Origin of the sequence: Methylococcus capsulatus (assembly GCF_036864975.1) — a bacterium.
Classification (GTDB): domain Bacteria; phylum Pseudomonadota; class Gammaproteobacteria; order Methylococcales; family Methylococcaceae; genus Methylococcus.
On record NZ_CP104311.1, the window covers coordinates 560,137 to 582,380 of the forward strand.

Sequence of the window (22,244 nt, forward strand, 5' to 3'; positions counted from 1 at the left end):
CTCGTGATCCGAAACAAGGGCGGGCGACCATCCGGACGCCGACGCAATTGTGTCACCGTTTGCGTGCTGCACAAACAAAAATGCCCCGGACCGGGCGACCGATCCGGGGCATTCATTCGCCGGTCAGCGCCGGCTGTCCACTCGTGGAACCAGACCGGTTCTTACGGCAGAGTGAACACGGTGAACACGCCGCCCAGCTTGGTGTGGCTGCTCAGGCCCTTGTAGGCGCCCACTGCGCCCAGGCCTTCGGTGTCGCCTTCCAGGCCGGCTGCCATGCCCACACCGGCCCAGCCGCCGATGCCGGACAGCACGCCGATGTACTGCTTGCCGTTGTAGGTCCAGGTGCTGACGTTGCCGATGATGCCCGACGGCGTCTTGAACCGGTACAGTTCTTCACCGGTCTTGGCGTCGCGCACTTTCAGGTAACCTTCCAGCGTCCCGTAGATCACGATGTCGCCAGCGGTCGAAACCATGCCGCTCCACAGTGAGAAAGGTTCGTCGAACTGCCAGGCGATGGTACCGGTGGTCGGATCCCAGGCGGTGAAGGAACCCATGTGGTTGCTCGATTCCTTCTCGCCGGTCTTCACGTTGGCCCTGGCCGGGAAGATGTTCAGCGTAGCGCCGACGTACGGCTGGCCTGCGGTGTATTCGACCTCGAACGGCTCATAGTTCATGCAGGTATGGTTACCCGGAATGTAGATGAGCTTGGTCCGCGGCGAGTAGGTGACCGGCGGCTCGTTCTTGGCGCCCATGGCCGAGGGGCAGATGCCTTTGGTGTCGACATCCACACCGCCGTGCTGGGTGGAATACTTCGGATTGACCTGCGGACGGCCGGTCTTCATGTCGACGTGGGTCGCCCAGTTGACAGCCTTGTCGAACTTTTCAGCCACCAGCAGCTCACCGGTGACGCGGTCCAGGGTGTAGCCGAAACCGTTACGGTCGAAGTGGGTCAACAGCTTGGAGTGCTTGGAACCGTCCTTCGCGGTCATTTCCTGGTCGATCAGCATCATTTCGTTGATGCCGTCATAGTCCCATTCATCGTGCGGGGTCATCTGGTAGACCCACTTGGCTTCGCCGGTATCGACGTCGCGGGCCCAGATGGTCATCGACCATTTGTTGTCGCCGGGACGCTGCACGGGGTTCCAGGTGCTGGGATTGCCCGAACCGTAGTAGACCAGGTTCAGGTCCGGATCATAGCTGTACCAGCCCCAGGTGGTACCGCCACCGATCTTCCACTGGTCGCCCTGCCAGGTCTTCAACGACGAGTCCTTGCCGACCGGCGCCATCTTGCCATCGGTCCAGGTCATGGTGTGCTCGGGATCCAGCCCGACTTCATCGTCCGGCCCCATGCTGTACTTCTTCCAGACCAGGCTGCCGTCCTTGATGTTGTAAGCGGCCAGGAAGCCACGGACGCCGAATTCACCACCGGAGATACCAGTCAGGACCTTGTCCTTGACGACCAGGGGAGCATTGGTGGCGGTCATGCCGGTCTTCGGATCGCCATTCTTGACTTTCCAGACGATTTTGCCGGTTTTGGCGTCGAGGGCCACCAGCGTGGCGTCACCCTGAGCAAGGAAAATCTTGCCGTCACCATAGGCCAGACCACGATTGACCACGTCGCAGCACATCACGGAGATGACCTGCGACTGATCGGTGCCCTTGTCGGGGGCGTAGACGTATTCCCAGATCACGGACTGCGTCGCCTGATCCAAGGCGTAGACCTTGTGGGGATAACCGGTGTGGATGTAGATCACGTCGTTGATGACGAGCGGACCGCCTTCATGACCGCGCAGCATGCCCGTGGAGAACGTCCAGACCGGCTGCAGGTGCTTGGCGTTCTTGAAATTGATCTGATCCAGCGTGCTGTAACGCGTGCCCGCGTAGTTACCACCCCAAGTCGCAAAGTTCTTCGGATCCTTGGTGAGTGCTTCCACTTCGGCGTTCGCGAAAGAGACCCCGGGTACCGCCAGCAACGATGCTATGGAACTTGCGATGAGCCAGCTTTTCACGGGTTTTTTCATCTTGTTTCCTCCTGGTATCTGCGTCCGCAGAATACGTCTTGTTAGTGAAAAAATGTCCGAAAACTCTTTAAGGAGGACGGCGGCCGGTATCGCCGGAATTTCTCCCGGTAAAAGGCATGAAAATGCCCCGTCCAGCCCGTCTGGACGCGTAAGGTGAAGGATTTCGCCATAAAAGTCAACCGCGAGGCGGGGCGGTGAAAGGGGCCTGGAAGCCACGTTTTTCACGGGTTCGACCCACGAGGAGCCGAGCCGGGCGCGTCAATTCGCCACGCTGTGGAAGCGGGACGGTTGAAGATCGCCACGCCGAAGGGGACAATGTCCAAAGGTCATTTTCAGGTATTCTTCTCCCCAGCCGAGGACACCCCTTGCCACCCCGTTTCGCCCGAACCGCTGGAGCGGCCTTGTGCGGCCTATGGTGGGGCTTGGCCGCCGCCCGGGCGGACCTCGATCTGCGTGAAGTCGCGCAGGGCATTTTCGTTCATCAGGGCCGGCACGAGCTGCCCGACAAACACAACCGGGGGGAAATCGCTAATATCGGTTTCATCGTCGGAGAACGCTGCGTCGCCGTAGTTGACAGCGGCGGGAGCCCCGACCAGGGACGGGCGCTGAAAGCCGCGATCGCCGTCCACACCCCGCTGCCCGTGTGTTATGTGATCAACACCCACGTCCATCCGGACCATATCTACGGCAACCGCGCGTTCAAGGCGCCGGGCGTGTCGTTCGTGGGCCATCACAAACTTGCTCAGGCGATGGCTCTGCGAGCGCCGTACTATATCGAAAAGGCTGGCCGGGACTTGGGCTACACTCTAACCGCCGAGGATTTCGTGCCTCCGGACCAGCCAGTCAAGGAAAGCATGGATCTCGACCTCGGTAACCGAATGCTCCGCCTCACTGCCCATGGCCCCGCCCATACCGACAATGATTTGAGCGTCTATGACGCCAAGACCGGCACGTTATGGGCGGCAGACCTCCTGTTCATGGGGCACCTGCCGGTGGTCGACGGGAGCCTCATCGGCTGGCTGAAGGAGATCGACCGTTTGAAAGCCGTCCCGGCCCGGCTGGTCATTCCCGGCCATGGCCCGGCGGTCAGCGAGTGGCCCCGGGCCATTGCCGCCGAGGAACGTTATCTCAACGGTCTCGCAACCGAGGTCCGCGTTGCAATCAGGCAGCACCGGACGATGGAGCAGGCGATGGCAACCGTGGGAACTTCAATGCGGGGCGAGTGGCAATTGTTCGACGAATTCAACAAAAGAAACGTCTCCACGGCGTTCGCCGCGCTGGAATGGGAAGACGACTAACAGTATCCTCTAATAATCAGCCCCCCGGAGATCGACACATGCAAACTGGAATCGTCCCACGTATTTGGCTCCTGTTGGCAGGAACCATTCTCTCCGCCCTGGCGCAGGCGACAGACCCGCAAGATGAAAGCGCTTGGACAAGCGCGCTGCGGACTCAATACTTCGGCGACAGGCCAATCGAAGAAGGCAATGACGTCATCGAGCTTACGGCGCCCTACCGCGCCGAGGACCCTGCCCTGGTCCCCATCCAGATCACAGGCAAGATTCCGCAGAGGCCGGAGAAATACATACGACACATCACCCTGATCATCGACAACAATCCGGTGCCCTTCGCGGCATCCTTCGAGCTGACCCCTGCCAGTGGTAAAGCTGATCTGGCAATGCGCGTCCGCGTCAATTCCTATACACATGTCCGCGCCATCGCCGAAACCAGCGACGGCAAGCTTTATATGAGCAAAGCCTTCGTCAAGGCCAGCGGCGGCTGTTCCGCCCCCTTGGGCGCCGACCTCGATGCCGCGATGGCGCGGCTGGGGAAGATGAAGTTCCGCATGGATGGCGACAAGGCCGTGCTGGGACAACCCAACGCCATCCAGCTCCTCGTCAGCCATCCGAACATCACCGGGCTGCAGATGGACCAGATCTCGCGCCTGATCAAACCCGCGCACTACGTCGAGGAAGTCAAAGTGAGCTTCAACGAAATGCCGGTCCTCACCGCCAAGACCGACATCGCCATCAGCGCCGACCCCAATTTCCGCTTCTATTTCGTGCCGGACAAAGCCGGGGAACTCAAAGCGGAAATCCGCGACAACCTGGGAAAAACCTTTACCGCCAGCCAGACTATCACCGACTGATCAGGCACGGGCCGCAACAGCCTTCGCGGCCCCTTCCACCAGCACCACCAGGCTGCGGTCGGGAAGAAACAGACGCCGCTGGTCCGGCAGCGGGCTCTCCCCTCCGAATTCGCAGATGTCGAACGGTGATTCCGCGGCGGTATCGACAGCCTTGACCCAAACCCCACCTCGAAGCGTATCCGGAAGCCGGAAGCAGAGCCCTTTCACCGTCGGATTGAACAGCAGACAGAGCGGCTGCTCCTCGTCCCCTACCGCCCGAATGCAGCACCCCAGAGCAGCGGCGGTCTGCCAGTCCGGCAGACCGCCGGCGGGGCTGAACCAGAGAATGTCTTCCGGCCGGTAGAATTGTTCCCGCGACAGCACCGGATGGCTGCCCCGGAACGCGATCATCTTGCGGACGAACTCGAAGAACGGACGGTTTTCCTCCAACAAACGCCAGTCGAACCAAGAAATCTCATTGTCCTGGCAGTAGGCGTTGTTGTTCCCCCGCTGCGTCCGGCAGAATTCGTCGCCGCCCAGAATCATGGGGATCCCCCGCGACAGCAGCAGTGAGGCCATGAAGTTCTTCATCTGGCGACGGCGGATGGCGTTGATCTCATGATCGTCGGTCGGCCCTTCGCAACCGTAATTGGCGCTGAAATTGTGGTCCGAACCGTCGCGGTTGTCCTCCCCGTTCGCGGTGTTGTGCTTGCAGGCGTAGCTGACCAAGTCGTTGAGTGTGAAGCCATCGTGGCAGGTCACGAAGTTGATGCTGTTCACCGGTGCCTTGCCGGAATGCTCGTAAATGTCCGCACTGCCGCACAGGCGGCTGGCAAAGGCCCCCGCCATACCCGGATCGCCGCGCCAGTAACGCCGCACGTCGTCCCGGTACACCCCATTCCATTCACACCAGCGTTCGCCCGGGAAACGGCCGACCAGATAGGCGCCGCCGGCATCCCAGGCCTCGGCGATGAGCTTGACGTCGCGCAGGATGGGGTCTTCGGCGATCAGCTCCAGCAGGGGTGGATTGGGCACCAGATGGCCGTTGCGGTCGCGCCCCAGGATTGAGGCCAGATCAAACCGGAAGCCGTCCACATGCATCTCCACCACCCAGTACCGCAGGCAGTCCAAAATGTAATTGCGCACCACCGGGTGATTGCAGTTGACGGTATTGCCGCAGCCCGAATAGTTCCGGTAATGCCGACGGTCTTCTTCCAGCAGGTAGTAGATACTGTTGTCCAGACCCCGGAAATTCAGGATTGGACCGGTTTCATCGCCTTCCGCGGTATGGTTGAACACGACATCGAGGAGAACCTCGATGTCGGCCTCGTGCAGAGCCTTGACCATGTGCTTGAATTCTTCCACCTGGCAGCCGGGGTAGGCGCCGGTTCCATAACCCGCATGCGGCGCCTGGAAGGCGATGGTGTTGTAGCCCCAGTAATTCCTGAGCCGCTCGCCGGTGACGGGGTTGTGGCGGGTCACTTCGTAAGGGTTGAACGCCTGCAGCGGCATCAGCTCGATCGCGGTGATCCCGAGTTGCTTGAAATAGGGGATCTTGTCGATGACGCCGAGATAGGTGCCAGGATGTCGGACCGCCGAAGAAGGGTGAATACTCAGCCCCCGGACATGGACCTCATAGATGACCAGTTCCGACCAGTGATGCTTGAGCGGGCGATCATGGCCCCAGTCGAAATGGTCTGCCGTCACCAGTGCCTTTGCGACCACATGCTCGGGACCGCCGACAGCTGCCCCTGAAAACTCCCAATGCTCCGGTGTCACCAGGGCCGTGGCATAGGGGTCGAGCAAGACCGCCTGGGGGTCGAAACGATGCCCCAGATGCGGCTCATGCGGTCCGTCGACCTGAAAGGCGTAGGCCAGGCCACGGTGTGCACCGTGTACCGCCACGTGCCAGATATCGCCGGTGCGGTGGTAATGGGGATCGAGGTCGATGATCTGATGAGGCTGGGTATGACTCGGGTCGGCGAACAGCAGCAGGCGGACCCTGGAGCCATGCCGGCTGAACAGAGCGAAATTGGCGTCCGTCCCCTGGAAATGAACTCCCAGGGGCAAGGGTGAACCCGTTGAATAATCGAATTTTGCAGGCACCGTCATCGCAGCCGGACCGATCTTGAAAGACAAAGAAACGCGGCGAGCCGGAAGTGTATCATCAACCTTCCGCATCCCGTTCCAACCAAGGGGCAATTTTCCCAGAACGGCGATCGGGAATTTTTTCCGCCGCCACTGGTCTTACGTCATACCACAGCCCCATGTAAGGGGCATGTGGCATCAAACCAACACCAACTCAGGAGAAATCAGATGGCTACAACAACCGCAGGCGGCCTCGCCGCCGTCGACCGGCCGCTACTGGACAAGAAGTGGCTGGTTTTCGCTATCGGCATCTACACCGTATTCTACATTTGGGTACGGTGGTACGAAGGTGTTTACGGCTGGTCCGCCGGTCTGGACTCGTTCGCGCCGGAGTTTGAAACCTACTGGATGAACTTCCTGTACACCGAGATCGTCCTGGAGATCGTGACGGCTTCGATCCTGTGGGGTTATCTCTGGAAGACCCGCGACCGCAACCTGGCCGCGCTGACCCCGCGTGAAGAGCTGCGCCGCAACTTCACCCACCTGACCTGGCTGGTGGCCTACGCCTGGGCCATCTACTGGGGCGCTTCCTACTTCACCGAGCAGGACGGCACCTGGCATCAGACGATCGTGCGCGACACCGACTTCACGCCGTCGCACATCATCGAGTTTTATCTGAGCTACCCGATCTACATCATCACCGGTTTTGCGGCGTTCATCTACGCCAAGACGCGTCTGCCGTTCTTCGCGAAGGGCATTTCGCTGCCGTACCTGGTGCTGGTGGTGGGTCCGTTCATGATTCTGCCGAACGTGGGTCTGAACGAGTGGGGCCACACCTTCTGGTTCATGGAAGAGCTGTTCGTGGCGCCGCTGCACTATGGCTTCGTGATCTTCGGCTGGCTGGCGCTGGCCGTCATGGGCACCCTGACCCAGACCTTCTACAGCTTCTCGCACCTGTTCGAACGCGAACTGTGCCCGGACATCCGCTGATGCCGGCGTAACTCCCTGAGGATAAACCCTCTCCTGAGGGACGCAGAGAAGCCGAAAGACCAAGGAGCCGCCGCCCGTGTCCCCTGGCCGGGCGGCGGCTCTTTTCGTTTCAGATTCGCCGCTTGCGTCCGTAAGCGAAGCCGAAGGATCCACCCCACCTCATTTGCATGACCACAGCCTCATTGTTACGATCGCATTTCAACGCCCTGCGGCACTCACCGGCCAGCCGCGCCGCAAACGCGCGGCGACGCCCGCCAATGCCGTTCAATAATCGCACTGGGATGGAAAAACAAGAAAAAAAACAAGCCGCCCTGCGATGGGGGAAAACCGCGATCGGCGGGCGCTGGGGCCTGGTGGCCTGGGGCATTTCCGGCGCCAGCGCCATGGCGGTGGCTGTCTGGGGACTGCAAACCGTGGCCATACCGCTCATCATGCTGAAGACTGCATCCTGGGGAATCTGGGGAATCGGCGTCTTCAAGGAATCCAGAGCCCATCTGAAACTCGGCCGCGGTGGTAAATCCATCCCGCCGGAGCGCTGATCGGGGGCTGCCCCTTCGAGCTGGCAGCAGCCTCGCCCGATCCGCTAGACTAGTCACCCCATTCAGGTCCTCGGCATCATGCAGCAAGCACGGGACATCTTCTCCTATCGAAAGTTCTGGGCCGCCCGCTTCGGCGCCGCCCCGCAATTGCCGCTATCCCGCGCCGACATGGAGCGGCTCGGCTGGGGCTCCTGCGACGTGGTCCTGGTCACCGGGGACGCTTACGTCGACCACCCCAGCTTCGGCATGGCATTGATCGGCCGCCTCCTGGAAGCCCAGGGCTTCCGGGTCGGCATTCTGGCCCAGCCGGACTGGCACTCGGCCGAACCTTTCGAGGAATTCGGACGCCCCAACCTGTTCTTCGGCGTGACCGGCGGCAACATGGATTCCATGGTGAACCGCTATACCTCCGACCGCCGCATCCGCTCCAACGACGCCTACACCCCCCACGGTGCCGCCGACCGCCGCCCGGATCGCTGCGTGCTGGTCTATGCCCAGCGCTGCCGCGAAGCCTATAAAGATGTGCCGATCGTGCTGGGCGGGATTGAAGCCAGCCTGCGCCGCGTGGCCCATTATGACTACTGGTCCGACAAGGTCCGGCGTTCGGTACTGGTCGATGCCAAGGCGGATCTGCTAGTTTACGGCAATGGTGAACGCCAGGTGGTCGAGATCGCTCACCGTCTCGCCGGGGGTGAACCGGTCTCCGCACTCACGGACATTCGGGGCACGGCCTACATCCGCCGCGCTCCCGCTGCTGGCTGGCGCGAAATCGATTCCACCCGCATCGACCGGCCCGGTGCGATCGCCGCCCCCGCCGACCCCTATCAGGAGACACCCGCCGGCTGCGGCTCACAGGCGAGGGATGCCGCCCCGGCACTCCACTTCACCCGCCCCACCCGCGGCCAGGGCAACACGGTGATCCGCCTGCCAGCTTTCGAGGCGCTGCGCGATGATCCGGTACTGTATGCGCATGCCTCGCGGGTATTGCATCAGGAAACCAACCCGCACAACGCCCGGGCGCTGGTCCAGCGTCACGGGGCCTTTGATGTCTGGCTCAACCCGCCGGCGTTGCCGCTCACCACCTCGGAAATGGACCGGGTCTACGGCCTGCCTTACAGCCGCCTGCCCCACCGTCGCTACGGCGACGCCCCCATCCCGGCCTTCGAGATGATCCAGCACTCGGTGACCATCATGCGTGGCTGTTTCGGCGGCTGCACCTTCTGCTCCATCACTGAACACGAAGGACGGATCATCCAGAGCCGCTCGGAAGAATCCATCCTCCGGGAGATCGAAACCATCCGCGACACCTCCCCGGCCTTCACCGGCGTGATCTCCGATCTGGGCGGCCCCACGGCCAACATGTACCGGCTGGCCTGCAAGAGCCGCGAGATCGAGGCGAGCTGCCGCCGGCCCTCCTGCGTTTACCCCGGCATCTGCAAGAATCTCGGCACCGATCACGGCCCGCTGATCCGCCTGTACCGCCGCGCCCGCCAGCTTCCCGGCATCAAGAAGATCCTGATCGGGTCGGGGTTGCGTTACGACCTGGCGGTGATGTCGCCGGAATACGTCAAAGAACTGGTGACCCACCACGTCGGCGGCTATCTCAAGATCGCGCCGGAGCATACCGAACCGGGGCCGCTTTCCAAGATGATGAAGCCAGGCATCGGCACCTATGACCGCTTCAAGGCGATGTTCGACCGATATTCGCGCGAAGCAGGAAAAGAGCAGTACCTCATCCCCTATTTCATCGCCGCCCATCCCGGCACCACCGACGAGGATATGCTGAACCTGGCGCTGTGGCTCAAGAAGAATGGCTTTCGGGCCGACCAAGTGCAGTCCTTCCTGCCCTCGCCCATGGCGGTGGCCACGGCCATGTACCACAGCCGCAAGAACCCGCTGCACCGCATCTCGCGCAACGGCGAAACCGTCGAAACACCCCGGAAGCTCACGCAGCGCCGGCTGCACAAAGCCTTTCTGCGTTATCACGATCCGGACAACTGGCCGCTCTTGCGGGAGGCATTGAAACGGATGGGCAGGGCCGACCTGATCGGCAACGGCAAGCACCATCTGGTCCCGGCCTGGCAGCCGCGCGGGACAGGCGCCGCCGGGACCGTAACGAGCCGCAGCGCCAGGCCGTTCCGGACCCAGCACAGCGGCCTGCCGCCGCAAGGCCGGAAGACCGCAAGCCGCAAATCGAGCAAAAAGAAGCGGGGCGGCTGAATTTCCAAACCGGGTTTCGAGGCAAGAAACAAAAAGAGGTCATCCGTCATGTGGGATTTCAATCTGCTTTTGGCCACCCGTACCCTCGAAAAGAGCATGGCCTTCGTGCTCTATCGCTGGCTCATCTATCTCGGCGTTGGCCTGGCCTACATCTTCGGCGCGATCCTCGGCGCAGGTACGGCCATCGGCATCGGCGCACTGAGTTCCAACCCCACCGCATTCGCCGGCGCGGGCGCCTGGATCGGGATAGGCATCGTCGGCTGGGTTCTGTACAAGTTCCGCAACAGCTTCCTGACCGGGGTTCATGCCCGCAACGCCGCACTGCTCGGCGCCGAGGCACTCAAAGAGCCGGTCCCCCAAGGCAAGGGACAGATCGACGACGCCCGCCGCCGGGTGGCGGAACGTCTTCCCGCCCCGCCGGCACTCACCCCATTGATCGCGGCGATACGGATGGTTTTGTCCACGCTTCCCGGCTGGAAGGAACCGCCGCCGCAAACCCTGCCGCAACGCTGGCTGCTTCTGGCGAAAGGATTGCTTGCCACCCGAGAGACCCTGACGCTGCTCGGCTATCACTTCGCCCATCCGGCGAACAGTTTCGCCCGCTCCGCGCGGGATGGGCTGCTCCTCCTGGCCGCACACCTCCCGACGATCCTGCGTAACCGGCTGTACCTGTCCGGCTTCTGCTGGCTGGGGTGTTTCGCGGCCTTCCCAGTCCTGCTGGCGGCGGTTCAGGCCATTGTCGCGGGCCTTCCGCTCGATCCCGGCCTCTGGCCCTATGTGTTTGCCTTGCTGTTGGCCTGGACCATCAAGGCCGCTTTTCTGGATGCGATCGCCATGGCCGCCATGCTCGACTTGTTCCTGCAACTCCCCGCGCCCGAGAACGGCACCGAACTCGCCGACGCCCTGGCGCGGGACTTCCCCGCATTCGCTGGGATTTGCGCCCAGGCGGAAAGCTGAACAGCCACCGGCTCTGCGCATCATTGGCATGCGGGCCGTACTCCCGCCGCGGGGTGTGGCATAAAAAAGCCGCAGACATCCGACGGTTTACATTGACAAAGAAAAGGTTATAATAATCGGTTTTTTACTTGCCGGGAGTGTCCCATGCGTATCGAACAAGAAGCGCTGACTTTCGATGACGTCCTGCTGGTTCCTGCGTATTCGAACGTGCTCCCCCGTGACGTTTCCCTGACCACCCGGGTCACCCGGGCCATTCCGCTGAACATCCCGCTGTTGTCGGCCGCCATGGACACGGTGACCGAAGCCCGGCTCGCCATCACCATCGCTCAGGAAGGCGGCATCGGTATCATCCACAAGAACATGACGACGGAACGCCAAGCGGCGGAAGTCCGGAGCGTGAAAAAATACGAAAGTGGCGTGATCAAAGAACCGATCACCGTGCCGCCGACCGCGACCATCCGTGAAGTCATGGAGCTGACCCGTGCCCGCAACATCTCCGGCGTTCCGGTGGTGGATGGCGGCGAACTGGTCGGCATCGTCACCAGCCGTGACCTGCGTTTCGAGACGCGCTACGACGAACCCGTCATCCGGGCGATGACACCGAAGGAACGGCTGATCACAGTAAAGGAGGGCTCCAGCAAGGAAGAAGCCATCCGCCTATTGCACCAGCACCGCATCGAGAAAGTCCTGATCGTCAACGAGGCCTTTCAGCTCCGCGGCATGATTACCGTGAAGGACATCCAGAAATCCAAGGACTACCCGCAGGCTTGCAAGGACGAATTCGAACGCCTGCGGGTGGGAGCGGCCGTCGGTACCGGCGCAGGCACCGAGGAACGGGTGGAGGCACTGGTGGAAGCCGGGGTCGACGTGATTGTGGTGGACACTGCCCATGGACACTCGCAGGGCGTGCTGGACCGGGTGCGCTGGGTCAAGACCCATTTTCCTCAAGTCCAAGTGATCGGCGGCAACATCGCCACCGGCGCCGCTGCACGGGCGCTGGCCGAAGCCGGCGCCGATGCGGTCAAAGTCGGCATCGGGCCGGGCTCGATCTGCACCACCCGCATCATTGCCGGCGTCGGCGTGCCGCAGATCACCGCCGTATCCAACGTCGCCCAGGCACTGGCCGGCACCGGCATCCCCGTCATCGCCGACGGCGGCATCCGTTATTCCGGCGACGTCGCTAAAGCCATCGCGGCCGGCGCCCATTGCGTGATGATCGGGGGGCTGTTCGCCGGTACCGAAGAATCGCCCGGCGAAGTCGAACTGTACCAGGGCCGTTCCTACAAGGCCTATCGGGGCATGGGCTCGATGGGCGCCATGGCCCAGCAGCAGGGTTCCAGTGACCGCTATTTCCAGGATAGCACAGAGGCCGAAAAACTGGTGCCGGAAGGCATTGAGGGCCGGGTCCCCCACAAGGGCAGCCTCGTCGCCATCCTGCACCAGCTCGTCGGCGGCCTCCGCGCCTCCATGGGCTACACCGGCTGCCGCACCATCGAAGAAATGCGCGAACATGCGCGTTTCGTCCGGGTGACCTCCGCCGGCATGCGCGAAAGCCACGTGCACGATGTGACGATCACCAAGGAAGCGCCGAACTACCGCCTCGACTGATTCCGCACCCCGCGAGCCGCCGATGACCGACATCCATGCCCAAAAAATCCTGATCCTGGATTTCGGCTCCCAGTACACCCAGCTCATCGCGCGGCGGGTACGGGAACTCGGGGTCTACTGCGAGATTCACCCCTACGACTGCGGCGACACATTCATCGCTGAATTCGCTCCCCAGGGTATCATCCTGTCCGGCGGCCCCGAAACCGTCACCGGCGACGACACGCCACGCGCCCCGGCTTCGGTGTTCACGCTCGGCGTACCTGTGCTGGGCATCTGCTATGGCATGCAGACCATGGCGGTCCAGCTTGGCGGCAAGGTGGAAGCCGTCGCACACCGCGAATTCGGCTATGCCCAGGTCCGGGCACGCGGCCATTCGCAGCTCTTGAACGAGATCGAGGACCACACCACTCCCGAAGGCTATGGGCTGCTCGACGTGTGGATGAGTCACGGCGACCAGGTCGTCAGCCTGCCACCCGGCTTCAAGCTGATCGCCAGCACCGAAAGCGCGCCCATCGCCGGCATGGCGGACGAGGAACGCCGGTTTTACGCTCTGCAGTTCCACCCCGAAGTGACCCATACCCGCCAGGGCAAGCGCATCCTGGAACGCTTCGTACGCAAGCTGTGCCAGTGCGAGGCCCGCTGGACCACGGGCAACATCATCGAAGACGCCATTGCCAGGGTGCAGACCCGGGTCGGCGCCGAACGCGTGGTGCTCGGCCTGTCCGGCGGTGTGGACTCATCCGTGGTCGCCGCCCTGCTCCGGCACGCCATCGGGGAACAACTGACCTGCGTCTTCGTCGACACCGGCCTGCTCCGGCTGCACGAAGGCGATCAGGTCATGGCCACTTTCGCCGAACACATGGGCGTGCGGGTGATTCGGGTCGATGCCGAAGAGCGTTTCCTGCGCGCGTTGCAGGGCGTTGCCGACCCCGAAGACAAGCGCAAGATCATCGGCCGGCTGTTCGTCGAAATCTTCGACGAAGAAGCCGCGAAAATCGAAGACGCCCGCTGGCTGGCCCAAGGCACCATCTACCCGGACGTGATCGAATCCGCCGGTTCCAAGACCGGCAAGGCGCATGTCATCAAGTCCCACCACAATGTGGGCGGCCTGCCGGAGACCATGAAGCTGCAACTGGTCGAACCGCTGCGCGAGCTGTTCAAGGACGAAGTCCGCCAGATTGGCCTCGAGCTCGGCCTGCCCTATGAGATGGTGTACCGCCATCCCTTCCCCGGCCCCGGCCTTGGCGTGCGCATCCTCGGCGAGGTCAGGAAGGAATACGCCGACCTCCTGCGCCGCGCCGACGCCGTCTTCATCGAAGAACTCTACCGCCACGATCTGTATGACAAGGTCAGTCAGGCTTTCGCCGTCTTCCTGCCAGTGAAGTCGGTCGGCGTCATGGGCGACGGCCGCCGCTACGACTACGTGGTCGCACTGCGCGCGGTGGAAACCGTCGACTTCATGACCGCCCGCTGGGCCCACCTGCCTTACGACTTCCTCGACCTCGTCTCGCGCCGTATCATCAACGAAATCCCCGGCATCTCCCGGGTCACCTATGACATCTCGGGAAAACCGCCGGCGACGATCGAATGGGAGTAAAGGAACCCGGCCCGGACGAAGCATGGATGCGCCATGCCCTCAGGCTGGCCCGCACCGCTGAAGCGGCAGGCGAAGTCCCGATCGGGGCCGTGCTGGTCAAGAATGGCGAAGTCCTGGGCGAAGGCCATAATCAACCCATTTCCAGCCATGACCCCACCGCCCATGCCGAAATCGTCGCCTTGCGCGCGGCCGGCGCGCGCCTGGGCAATTATCGGCTGGTGGATACCACCCTATACGTCACGCTCGAACCCTGCGCCATGTGCATGGGTGCGATCCTGCATGCCCGTATCGGCAGGCTGGTGTTTGGGGCCGCCGATCCCAAGCGCGGTGCGGCAATAAGCGCGCTCAGGCTGATCGACGCGGAGTTCATGAATCACCGGGTCGAAGTGACGGAAGGCGTATTGGCCGAGGAATGCGGCCAGCTCCTGCGGGACTTCTTCAGGAACCGCCGTTAGCCCTGCTCCGGTGGTCCGGCCCGCTTCTTCTCGCTGAGCCGCACCAGCAGCTCGTAGTAATGCCGCACCCGGTTGACGTAGTGGACCGTCAGTTTTCCCCGAGCCGAAGGATGGCGGCGGCGACCACCGGAATGTCCGGCTCCGACCAGTGGCAAGGTCTTCTTGACCTCGACCCATTTGTTGGGATCGCGCCCCATCTTCTTCGCCAACCGGCGTGCGGTCTCGACCCGCCCCGGACCCAGATTGTAGGCGGAGAGTGCAAACCAAGTACGGTCGGGTTCCGCGATCTCTTCCGGCAAACGCGACCACACCTCCTTCAGATAGCGGGCCCCGCCATGGATGCTCTGCCCTGGATTATTGCGGTCCACCCCCAGTTCGCGGGCCGTCGCAGCGGTCAGCATCATCATGCCGCGCACGCCTTCGACCGACACAGCGTTGCCGTCCCATTGCGATTCCTGGAAAGCCACCGCGGCCAGCAGCCGCCAGTCCACACCATGGCGTGCCCCTGCCTCGACGAACGTCCTGCGGTATTGGCCCAACTGACGGCTGTAGGACTTACGCAGGCTGCGATCCAGAGCAGGATCCGCGCCCTCCTTGTGACCAAAGTGGCGATCGACCAATGGGTCGAAACCTTTGTGCTCGCGCATATCACGCAGGAAGTGCTCTGCCGCCCTCGCCAGATATTCACCCCCCGGGTCGGCGAACATCAATGCCAGCGCAGGCGGGGTGCGAACGCCGGCGCTTTCGGGGATGACCCACTTCAAGGCGCGCACACTGCGGTGGGAGTATTCCGCAAGGGCTAACCTCGGATTGAACTTCTGGGCGCTGTTTCGGGCCATCCCCTTGAGACCGCCAGCGAGCGCACCGACCCAGCCTCCAACCGGCGCCGCCCCGGCGAGCGGCGGAGACTCGCCGGCCGCGGGGGGAGTCCAACCGATGCGCATGAGGTCTCCGGAAACGGAACCGGAAGGCATCACCGCAAAATCGGCCTCGCCCTGGACCAGCCGCTCCGTCACGGGGCGCACATTGATCGGGATGAACCGGAGCCGTACCCCAAGGTACTCAGCGAATTTACGAAGGAGGTCGCGTTCGAAACCGGCCGCCCCCAACGTCGACCGGGACGAGGTGAAACGCTTGTTGCGGACCAGCACCCGCAATTCCCCGGATCCCCTGACCCTGTCGAAGTGTGGCGGCTTACGCTGCTCCGGAACCGGATTGCCGCAGCCGTACAGCTGGGACAGCAGAAGCGCCGCGACCCCAGCGCCGAGACAGCGCTGGCCGGTACGGCGATTGAACTTGCGAAACAAAAGCCTGACTTGTCCGACTTTCAGAACGCCGTCCGCCATGAACTTTGAATTCATGTCACGCACCATTCGTATGTCTGTAACGAATTGGTTATAATATCATCGCTTGTGCAGGAGAGGTACCGAAGCGGTCATAACGGCGCCGACTCGAAATCGGATGGTCGGGGAAACCCGGCACGAGGGTTCGAATCCCTCCCTCTCCGCCATTTACCCGTTTCACCCCGTCTCATGACGCCTCAGAACCCGCGAGCTACAAGGCTTAGCGGTTTTTTTTTGGCTTGCCAAACGTCTTGAAAAATAAACATGTCAGATCGCTATACCTGAAGAGACGGCGGCACACACGACCCTGAGCAATGCCGAGTGACGGCTCAGCGGCCCTTGCGAAAAAAATCACCGGAAAGACCTGCAGATCCGTTGCCTTGTCGCACTTCGTACAGTCGATGAGATACCCAGGATCCACGCTACTTAACAAAACCAATGACTTAGGTGAATCCGCCGGTATGGCATCACTCCTGCTTGGACGGTTTTATTTACAAGGCGTTGAGGCATGGAGACACAACTCGACTGGTCGGCCTACAACAGCTATGGCGCGGGTGATGCCTATGCGGCCGTGCCTTCCGAAGGCGGCGCCTACGGCAAGGCGGCGGCGGTATGCATCGGCAACCGGCAATGTCAGCGCACCGAAAAGGGCGTGATGTGCCCGAGCTTCCGGGTCACACATGACGCGGCGCACTCCACCCACCACCGGGCCCAAACATTGAAGGCGGCGCTGAACGGCGAATACGGGCCGAAGCCCTTCGTCGGACCGGAGCTGGAAGCGGCCATGGACCTGTGCGTGGGCTGCAAGGGCTGCAAGCGCGAATGCCCCAATGGGGTGGACATGGCGCTGCTGCGCATCGAGACTTTGGCGCAGCGCTGGAAACAGCTCGGCGGCGCTCCGCTGCGGGAACGGCTGCTGGCGCACATACCGCACTGGGCGGGAAAACTGGCATGGCTTAATTGGCTGGTGAGAGCGCGTGCACGGGTGCCGCTGCTGGCCAAGTTGGGCGAGCGCTGGCTCGGCATCGCCGCCAAACGCTCGCTGCCTCTGAGCGCACCGATCGAGTTCCTCGCCGCGGCCCCGACCGAACCCGCCGGCGCCCCCGAAGGGCGCGAGGTCGTCCTGCTGGTCGACACCTTCTCCAACCACTTCGAACCGGAAACCGCCCAGGCGGCTCTCGACGTGTTGACCGCCGCCGGTTGCCGGGTCCATCTCGCCCGGCCGCCCGCCGGGGAACACCCGCTGTGCTGCGGCCGCACCTTCCTGTCCCACGGCCTGGTCGAGCAGGCGCGGACGGAGGCCGGACGCATGGTCGAAGCCTTGCGACCCTATGCCGAGCGCGGCCTACCCGTCATCGGCCTGGAACCGTCCTGCCTCTTGATGCTGCGCGACGAATACTACTCGCTGGGACTGGGCGATGCCGTGGCCGCCGTCGCGAAATCCGCTCTGCTGCTGGAGGAATTCCTGGCCCGCGAACACGACGCCAAGCGGCTTGAACTTCCGCTCCGTCCCCTGCCGCAGGCGCGGGCGCTGGTGCATGGACACTGCCATCAGAAAGCCTTCGGCGCGATGAAGTCGATGCGCAAGGTGCTGGGGCTGATACCGGAGCTGGGGGTGGAATTCATCGAATCGAGCTGCTGCGGTATGGCCGGCGCTTTCGGACTGGAGGCCGAGCATTACGAAGTATCCATGCAGATGGCCGAACTCGCCCTGCTGCCGCGGATACGCGAAGCGGACAAAGACACCTTGCTGATCGCCAACGGCACCAGTTGCCGCCACCAGATACGCGATGGTGCGCAGCGAGAGGGCGTGCACTTGGCCAGGGTGCTGAAGTCGGCACTGGCGAGCGGCGGCCTGGGGAGCCGGCGAAACTGACGCTCAGTGCTCTTGACCGATGACCGAACCCTCTTTTGATCGCTCCTGCCCCGCCCCCCCGAACGATAAGACTGTCCTTCCACATCAGCCCCCCCCCTGAAAAACCTGCCAGGCGCACCATAAAAAATCAAATTTGTGCACTATATTGGTGCTTCGCACTTTTTATGTGCGTGACATATTGACGCACCGCCTTCCATACTCTAACGTAAGCGCTCGTATTGAATCGATACTTAAAACAATAAGCAGCGGTTCGAGCTGCCCGAATCGATACGCGTTCGATCAGGCATGCCGCCGCTTGGACTCCCGGCCATCGCCGAGGCGAAAGGTGCCGGAGGCCCTTGCACCCTACCCGAGGATTGATGCCATGACAGGAAGCATCGTTTCGGCTTCGCTCGCGAAGCCGCGAGTTCTTTTGGAACTCATGCTGGCCCCGTTGCGGTTCACCAACGCCGTGGCCTTGGTAATACACGGGCTGGGCCATGCGCTCGCCTTGTTCACGCTTACACGCGATCCAACCGCCTTCTCGGCGGCGACGATTCTGGAAGGAATCCCAGCCAGAGAATTCGGCAGGAGTCTTCTTCCATTCGGACCGGTCCCTCAGTTTTCCGCACATCCGCCCCGCATTCCGGCATCCCTGTACCAGGGCTGGCGATGCCGTATCGTCGCGGCGGCGGGCATCCTGGCCAATCTGTCGATGCTGGCAGCCGCGTTCCAGTGGCTGGAACCCGACGGCGGAGCCTGGGCACTCTTCGCCTGGAGCGGGTTCTGCGCCAGCTCTATCCTTGCGATGTTGTCGCTACCGGATGTTCTGGCCGTGCTCCGGGGAACGACGCCTTACTGGGCCTGCGGTCCAGCATTCGCGGTCCGTTGCGGCCTTGAAGGGGAAGAAAGCGCTCCCCTGCTGATTTCGGACCGTCTGCGGGAAATGGCGCGGATACTGGCGCGCGAGGCATCGACCCGCGGCGGTCAGTCGGCGGGATTCTCAGTGTTGGTGGACAAAGGCGGTGCCCAGTCGGTCATCTTCGACAAGGTCGTCAAAGGCAAACGGGAAGACATCGTGAATGTGCTGTCCGAGCGCCTGGACGGCCTACTCAAGAAAGCCAGCCGCGAAGGTTACCGACGTCCCCGGGACTTCGAAGCCGTACTGCTCCATCTGCGTTATGCCACCGGCGGCGCGACGCATTGGCACAATGCCCAGCCGCACTGGTACGAATACTACGATGCGATGATGCACCACGGGGTAGAAGACCACTCGCTGGTGTCTAAGCCCGGTGAAGTGTTCAACATGATCGCCCACAATGGCGACATGGACGGCGTCTACCTCGAGTTCACCGTGGACGGCGAGAAACGTCGGCATTTCTTCACTCAACAGGAGGCCCGTGGGGTATTCCTGAGCATGATGCCCAGAACCAGCTCCAAGGGCGACTCGGATTCCCGCAGCGTCGCCGAATGGGTAGATTTCATCTATACCCAAGGACTGAGCTACAAGGCGCTGCGCTATGCCTATTTCACCGCCGCATTGGATTACAACCGTGACATCGCCGGCGGGAACATCAACCTCGATCTGCTCCCGCGCTGGGCCGAAGCCACCGATCTGGCGTTGTTGAATCTACGCAAAGAACTGGACCAGCATGCACTGGCAGCCCCTGCACGATCCCTGGCAGACCTCTCCGCCGAGTCCAGGAAACACTTGCGCGACGTACTGACCCGGGAAGTCGGAACCGCCCTGGAAGCGGACGTCCTCCCTGGCTTTCTCGCCGCATTCGAGGAAGCCTTCTGCCATCACGACCTGACCTGGGTGATGCGCACCGCTTCCCGCGACCTGGTCGGGGAATTCGCACTGATGGTCTGCTCCACCCTGGAGCCCCGCATGGGCGTGTTTTCCCTGACCCAGGCCTTCTCCCTCGGCCACAACCGCACCCGTGGGGAAATCTTCGGCAGTGCGGAACCCTTGGGCGTCACCTCGGCCCTGCACCAGGGGGAGCCGGACGACGATGCGCTGCAGATCTACCTGGAAGACGGCCAGTACGCCACCATCGAGTATCGTGCAGCGAGTCCTTCGGAATTCATCCGCATCTATGACCGCGCCAAGGTGGGCGACGATTTCCTGCAACCGCCCCAACTCTCGCCCAAGGCATTGCAACCGGGGGCAGAACCGCCGGCAGCTGTCCGATCCAACTGGTTCGCGGTCAACAACAACGCCAAGATCAGCCGTATTCATCAGCTGCCCGCGCCGGGGAATGCCGTAGAAAAAGACTTGCTGGAGATTCCTTTCGTGCTCAAGCGAGTGCTCGAATCGTTCGAACCCGGGGGCGAGAACCACGCCACGATGAATCATTTCGGCGAACTGCTGTTCCAGAATCTGCTGAATCCGAACCGGGACCCGCGGATGCACGACCTCGTACTCTACGGGGTGGACTTCAACCAGGACCTGCTCAATGAATTCGCGATCGCCCTGCACTCCGTGCTGCCCGGCCTCCGCATCCGCGCGGAAAATTCCGGCAACGTGCTGAAGGAAATGAAGCGCACCCAGCGGGAAGGCATCGGCTGCTACGGCTCCTCGACCGTGTTCCTGGGCGTGAGCAATTCCGCCCAGACCCAGTCCACGTTGGCCGTGGTGCGTAAGGCGCGCGACCTGGTCGGCGCGGAGCGCTGCTTCGTCCTTTCCCAATCGTTCCTGAACTCCATGACCGAAGCCCTGGGCCAGGGCTATCAGCCCGATGATCCCATTCTGCCCAACACTTTCGTCAACCTCAGCCACCTCTCCCCCGATGGCACCAGCGGCCGGCGTCGGGCCGAAGCGGCGACCATCGTGGTGGTGGCGACTCAAGCGGTGCTCACTGAAATTCTCATCCACCTGGCCCGGAAAGCCATCGATGCCTATAGCACGCTGAGCCGGGAAGTCCTGACCGGACAAAGCGGCGATTTCGAGCTGCGCAGTGACCTGCAGATGTCCGACATCAAGGCTTTCCGGGAATTCCAGGCCGCGGTTTACGGCGTTGACATTCCCAACCGGGTCGGCTGCAACGCGGCCGGCGAACTCATCGACTCGCCGGATACGGATGCATTGAACCGCGAGGCAGCGGCGCGGGCGGAAAACCAGGTAGAATTCGTGCGCTCCTATGCCATTTTCGCGGCTTACATCGTGATCGCCACGGTGTTCGGGGTACCGGTGTTCGGCCTGCTGTTCTCCCCGTTCGATTTCCTGGCCGGCGTCGGCTTGGCGGCCCACGTGCTGGACGCAGCGCTGTTCCTCACCGCGCTCTGGCTGATCCATCTCGGCGTCCGCCGCTGGCAGGGGCGGCCGGTGTTCGAGCGGATCGGCGCGCGCGCGGAAGTCTATATCGACCGCAAGTACATCGCCCGCATCGTCGAACGCTACAACGCGACCCTGTTCTCCAACATGCCGGCGTTCCTGACTCCGTTCTTCTACTGGGCCGACACGGTACGTGACGCCTTGCACCGCTATGGCATCCGGGCCCATCGCGGAGTGGTGACCATTCACCGCCTGCCCGATGAACGCATGGGCATCGAGGAAGCCAACAATGCCGCGGAGGAGAACATGGTCTACGCCCAACTCGGCGGTATCCGTTTCAACGGCGGTCAACCGCAGTCGCGGGACAAGGTGCGCCAGGGCTCCTGCTATGTCAATGCGTCGCGCCCCTACCAGACCGTACTGTCCGACAGCCTGGCGGGCCTGCGGGCGAAATATGACGGCAAACTGTCCCCGGAAGTGTTCCGCTTGGTGAACCGCCGGCTGATCGACCTTTGCGACGGTCTCATCACCGAGTTCGTGATCGGTTTCCGGCGCAAGGAAATCGTCAACCGGGCGCTGTGGGATGTGATCCGCTGGATTCCCGGCGCAAGCCTGGTGTACGAAGTGTTACTGGGTAACGGGCTGGATCTGACCAACCTCGCCGGCGAGGCTGATACCGCCAACCAGGCCCAGATCCAGTCCACCAAGCACCCGGTCTCTCCGCTGGACATCCATACCCGGACCATGGTTCCGAGATCGACCTTCGACGCGCTGCGCACAGAAGAACAGGCCCCCGACGAATCCTTCGCCGTCCTGGTGTTTTCCGAACACCAGATCGCCCTTCATCTGAACCGCCACGCCGTGCTGGAACAGCCGCAGGGACGGGTGCAGGAGGTGGTCCTGAAACCGGGGCGGGGCAGTGACCGCGGTCAACTGGTCAGTGAAAGAGGCGAAACCACGGCCGGCGAATTCGTCGGCAGCCTGGACCAAGTGGACGGCGAACCCTGCCTGGTCATCCGCAACAAAACCGCCGACCTGAGGATGGCCGTCCCTTTGGGCAGCCTGAATCCGCAGCAGCGGCATTACCTGGTGCACCATTACCGCCTCAGCTCACCGAGCCCATTGTTGGAAGCAGCCGCCTGACGCGCCGCTACACAGACTGGAGG

At 62.5% G+C, this 22,244-nt stretch carries 14 protein-coding genes and 1 tRNA gene; 12 read left to right on the forward strand and 3 right to left on the reverse strand.

Annotation, left to right across the window (positions count from 1 at the left end):
* Positions 1-161: 161 nt before the first annotated feature.
* Positions 162-2,021 (reverse strand): methanol/ethanol family PQQ-dependent dehydrogenase, encoded by a 1,860-nt coding sequence (locus tag N4J17_RS02585; RefSeq protein WP_198322341.1) that lies wholly within the window; start codon positions 2,019-2,021, stop codon positions 162-164.
* 401 nt (positions 2,022-2,422) lie between these two features.
* On the opposite strand from N4J17_RS02585, the gene N4J17_RS02590 reads away from it, so the two are divergent.
* Positions 2,423-3,319, forward strand: coding sequence for a quinoprotein relay system zinc metallohydrolase 2 (locus tag N4J17_RS02590; RefSeq protein WP_338457629.1), 897 nt, complete (start codon positions 2,423-2,425; stop codon positions 3,317-3,319).
* A 38-nt stretch (positions 3,320-3,357) separates the two neighbouring features.
* The gene (locus tag N4J17_RS02595; protein ID WP_198322343.1) at positions 3,358-4,170 is read left to right on the forward strand and encodes a quinoprotein dehydrogenase-associated SoxYZ-like carrier; all 813 of its coding nucleotides are present in this window, start codon (positions 3,358-3,360) and stop codon (positions 4,168-4,170) included.
* Here the strand turns inward: N4J17_RS02595 and glgX are convergent, their stop codons facing one another.
* Positions 4,171-6,261 carry a glycogen debranching protein GlgX gene (gene glgX, locus N4J17_RS02600; protein ID WP_232470335.1) on the reverse strand — a complete coding sequence of 697 codons (2,091 nt, stop codon included), beginning with the start codon at positions 6,259-6,261 and terminating at the stop codon, positions 4,171-4,173.
* Positions 6,262-6,465: 204 nt separating this feature from the next.
* On the opposite strand from glgX, the gene amoC reads away from it, so the two are divergent.
* The 7 genes from amoC to tadA all read left to right on the forward strand — a co-directional run bounded on the left by amoC (position 6,466) and on the right by tadA (position 14,603).
* Positions 6,466-7,227, forward strand: a complete 762-nt coding sequence (gene amoC / locus N4J17_RS02605; protein ID WP_198322344.1) for a bacterial ammonia monooxygenase, subunit AmoC — start codon at positions 6,466-6,468, stop codon at positions 7,225-7,227.
* 281 nt (positions 7,228-7,508) lie between these two features.
* Positions 7,509-7,766, forward strand: a complete 258-nt coding sequence (locus N4J17_RS02610) for a hypothetical protein (protein ID WP_198322345.1) — start codon at positions 7,509-7,511, stop codon at positions 7,764-7,766.
* A gap of 78 nt (positions 7,767-7,844) precedes the next feature.
* Positions 7,845-9,986 carry a YgiQ family radical SAM protein gene (locus tag N4J17_RS02615; protein ID WP_198322346.1) on the forward strand — a complete coding sequence of 714 codons (2,142 nt, stop codon included), beginning with the start codon at positions 7,845-7,847 and terminating at the stop codon, positions 9,984-9,986.
* A 48-nt stretch (positions 9,987-10,034) separates the two neighbouring features.
* The gene (locus N4J17_RS02620) at positions 10,035-10,943 is read left to right on the forward strand and encodes a hypothetical protein (RefSeq protein ID WP_198322347.1); all 909 of its coding nucleotides are present in this window, start codon (positions 10,035-10,037) and stop codon (positions 10,941-10,943) included.
* Between the two features lie 144 nt (positions 10,944-11,087).
* Positions 11,088-12,551: an IMP dehydrogenase gene (gene guaB, locus N4J17_RS02625; protein WP_198322348.1), complete on the forward strand. Its 1,464-nt coding sequence runs from the start codon at positions 11,088-11,090 to the stop codon at positions 12,549-12,551.
* Positions 12,552-12,573: 22 nt separating this feature from the next.
* On the forward strand, positions 12,574-14,148 hold the full coding sequence (gene guaA / locus N4J17_RS02630) for a glutamine-hydrolyzing GMP synthase (RefSeq protein WP_198322349.1): 1,575 nt from the start codon (positions 12,574-12,576) through the stop codon (positions 14,146-14,148).
* Positions 14,139-14,603, forward strand: a complete 465-nt coding sequence (gene tadA, locus N4J17_RS02635) for a tRNA adenosine(34) deaminase TadA (protein ID WP_198322350.1) — start codon at positions 14,139-14,141, stop codon at positions 14,601-14,603. The genes guaA and tadA overlap by 10 nt, the downstream gene beginning before the upstream one ends.
* On the opposite strand, the gene N4J17_RS02640 is transcribed toward tadA, so the two are convergent.
* Entirely contained in the window at positions 14,600-15,964 is a 1,365-nt protein-coding gene (locus tag N4J17_RS02640; RefSeq protein ID WP_198322351.1) for a transglycosylase SLT domain-containing protein, read from the reverse strand. The two genes, tadA and N4J17_RS02640, sit on opposite strands and share 4 nt — an antisense overlap.
* A 56-nt stretch (positions 15,965-16,020) precedes the next feature.
* Between N4J17_RS02640 and N4J17_RS02645 the strand changes: the two genes are divergently transcribed.
* The 3 genes from N4J17_RS02645 (at position 16,021) to N4J17_RS02655 (ending at position 22,221) form a co-directional block, all read left to right on the forward strand.
* Positions 16,021-16,113 (forward strand) — tRNA-Ser (locus tag N4J17_RS02645).
* Between the two features lie 341 nt (positions 16,114-16,454).
* A complete protein-coding gene (locus N4J17_RS02650) occupies positions 16,455-17,822 on the forward strand; it encodes a (Fe-S)-binding protein (protein WP_198322352.1) in 1,368 nt (455 codons plus the stop codon).
* 364 nt (positions 17,823-18,186) lie between these two features.
* Entirely contained in the window at positions 18,187-22,221 is a 4,035-nt protein-coding gene (locus tag N4J17_RS02655; RefSeq protein ID WP_198322353.1) for a hypothetical protein, read from the forward strand.
* Positions 22,222-22,244: the final 23 nt, after the last annotated feature.

Excerpts from the sequence above, each read along its gene's own strand:
- N4J17_RS02585 (WP_198322341.1), bottom strand. The coding sequence starts at position 2,021 with ATGAAAAAACCCGTGAAAAGCTGGCTCATCGCAAGTTCCATAGCATCG.
- N4J17_RS02595 (WP_198322343.1), top strand. The coding sequence starts at position 3,358 with ATGCAAACTGGAATCGTCCCACGTATTTGGCTCCTGTTGGCAGGAACC.
- glgX (WP_232470335.1), bottom strand. The coding sequence starts at position 6,261 with ATGACGGTGCCTGCAAAATTCGATTATTCAACGGGTTCACCCTTGCCC.
- amoC (WP_198322344.1), top strand. The coding sequence starts at position 6,466 with ATGGCTACAACAACCGCAGGCGGCCTCGCCGCCGTCGACCGGCCGCTA.
- N4J17_RS02610 (WP_198322345.1), top strand. The coding sequence starts at position 7,509 with ATGGAAAAACAAGAAAAAAAACAAGCCGCCCTGCGATGGGGGAAAACC.
- N4J17_RS02615 (WP_198322346.1), top strand. The coding sequence starts at position 7,845 with ATGCAGCAAGCACGGGACATCTTCTCCTATCGAAAGTTCTGGGCCGCC.
- N4J17_RS02620 (WP_198322347.1), top strand. The coding sequence starts at position 10,035 with ATGTGGGATTTCAATCTGCTTTTGGCCACCCGTACCCTCGAAAAGAGC.
- guaB (WP_198322348.1), top strand. The coding sequence starts at position 11,088 with ATGCGTATCGAACAAGAAGCGCTGACTTTCGATGACGTCCTGCTGGTT.
- guaA (WP_198322349.1), top strand. The coding sequence starts at position 12,574 with ATGACCGACATCCATGCCCAAAAAATCCTGATCCTGGATTTCGGCTCC.
- tadA (WP_198322350.1), top strand. The coding sequence starts at position 14,139 with ATGGGAGTAAAGGAACCCGGCCCGGACGAAGCATGGATGCGCCATGCC.
- N4J17_RS02640 (WP_198322351.1), bottom strand. The coding sequence starts at position 15,964 with ATGAATTCAAAGTTCATGGCGGACGGCGTTCTGAAAGTCGGACAAGTC.
- N4J17_RS02650 (WP_198322352.1), top strand. The coding sequence starts at position 16,455 with ATGGAGACACAACTCGACTGGTCGGCCTACAACAGCTATGGCGCGGGT.
- N4J17_RS02655 (WP_198322353.1), top strand. The coding sequence starts at position 18,187 with ATGACAGGAAGCATCGTTTCGGCTTCGCTCGCGAAGCCGCGAGTTCTT.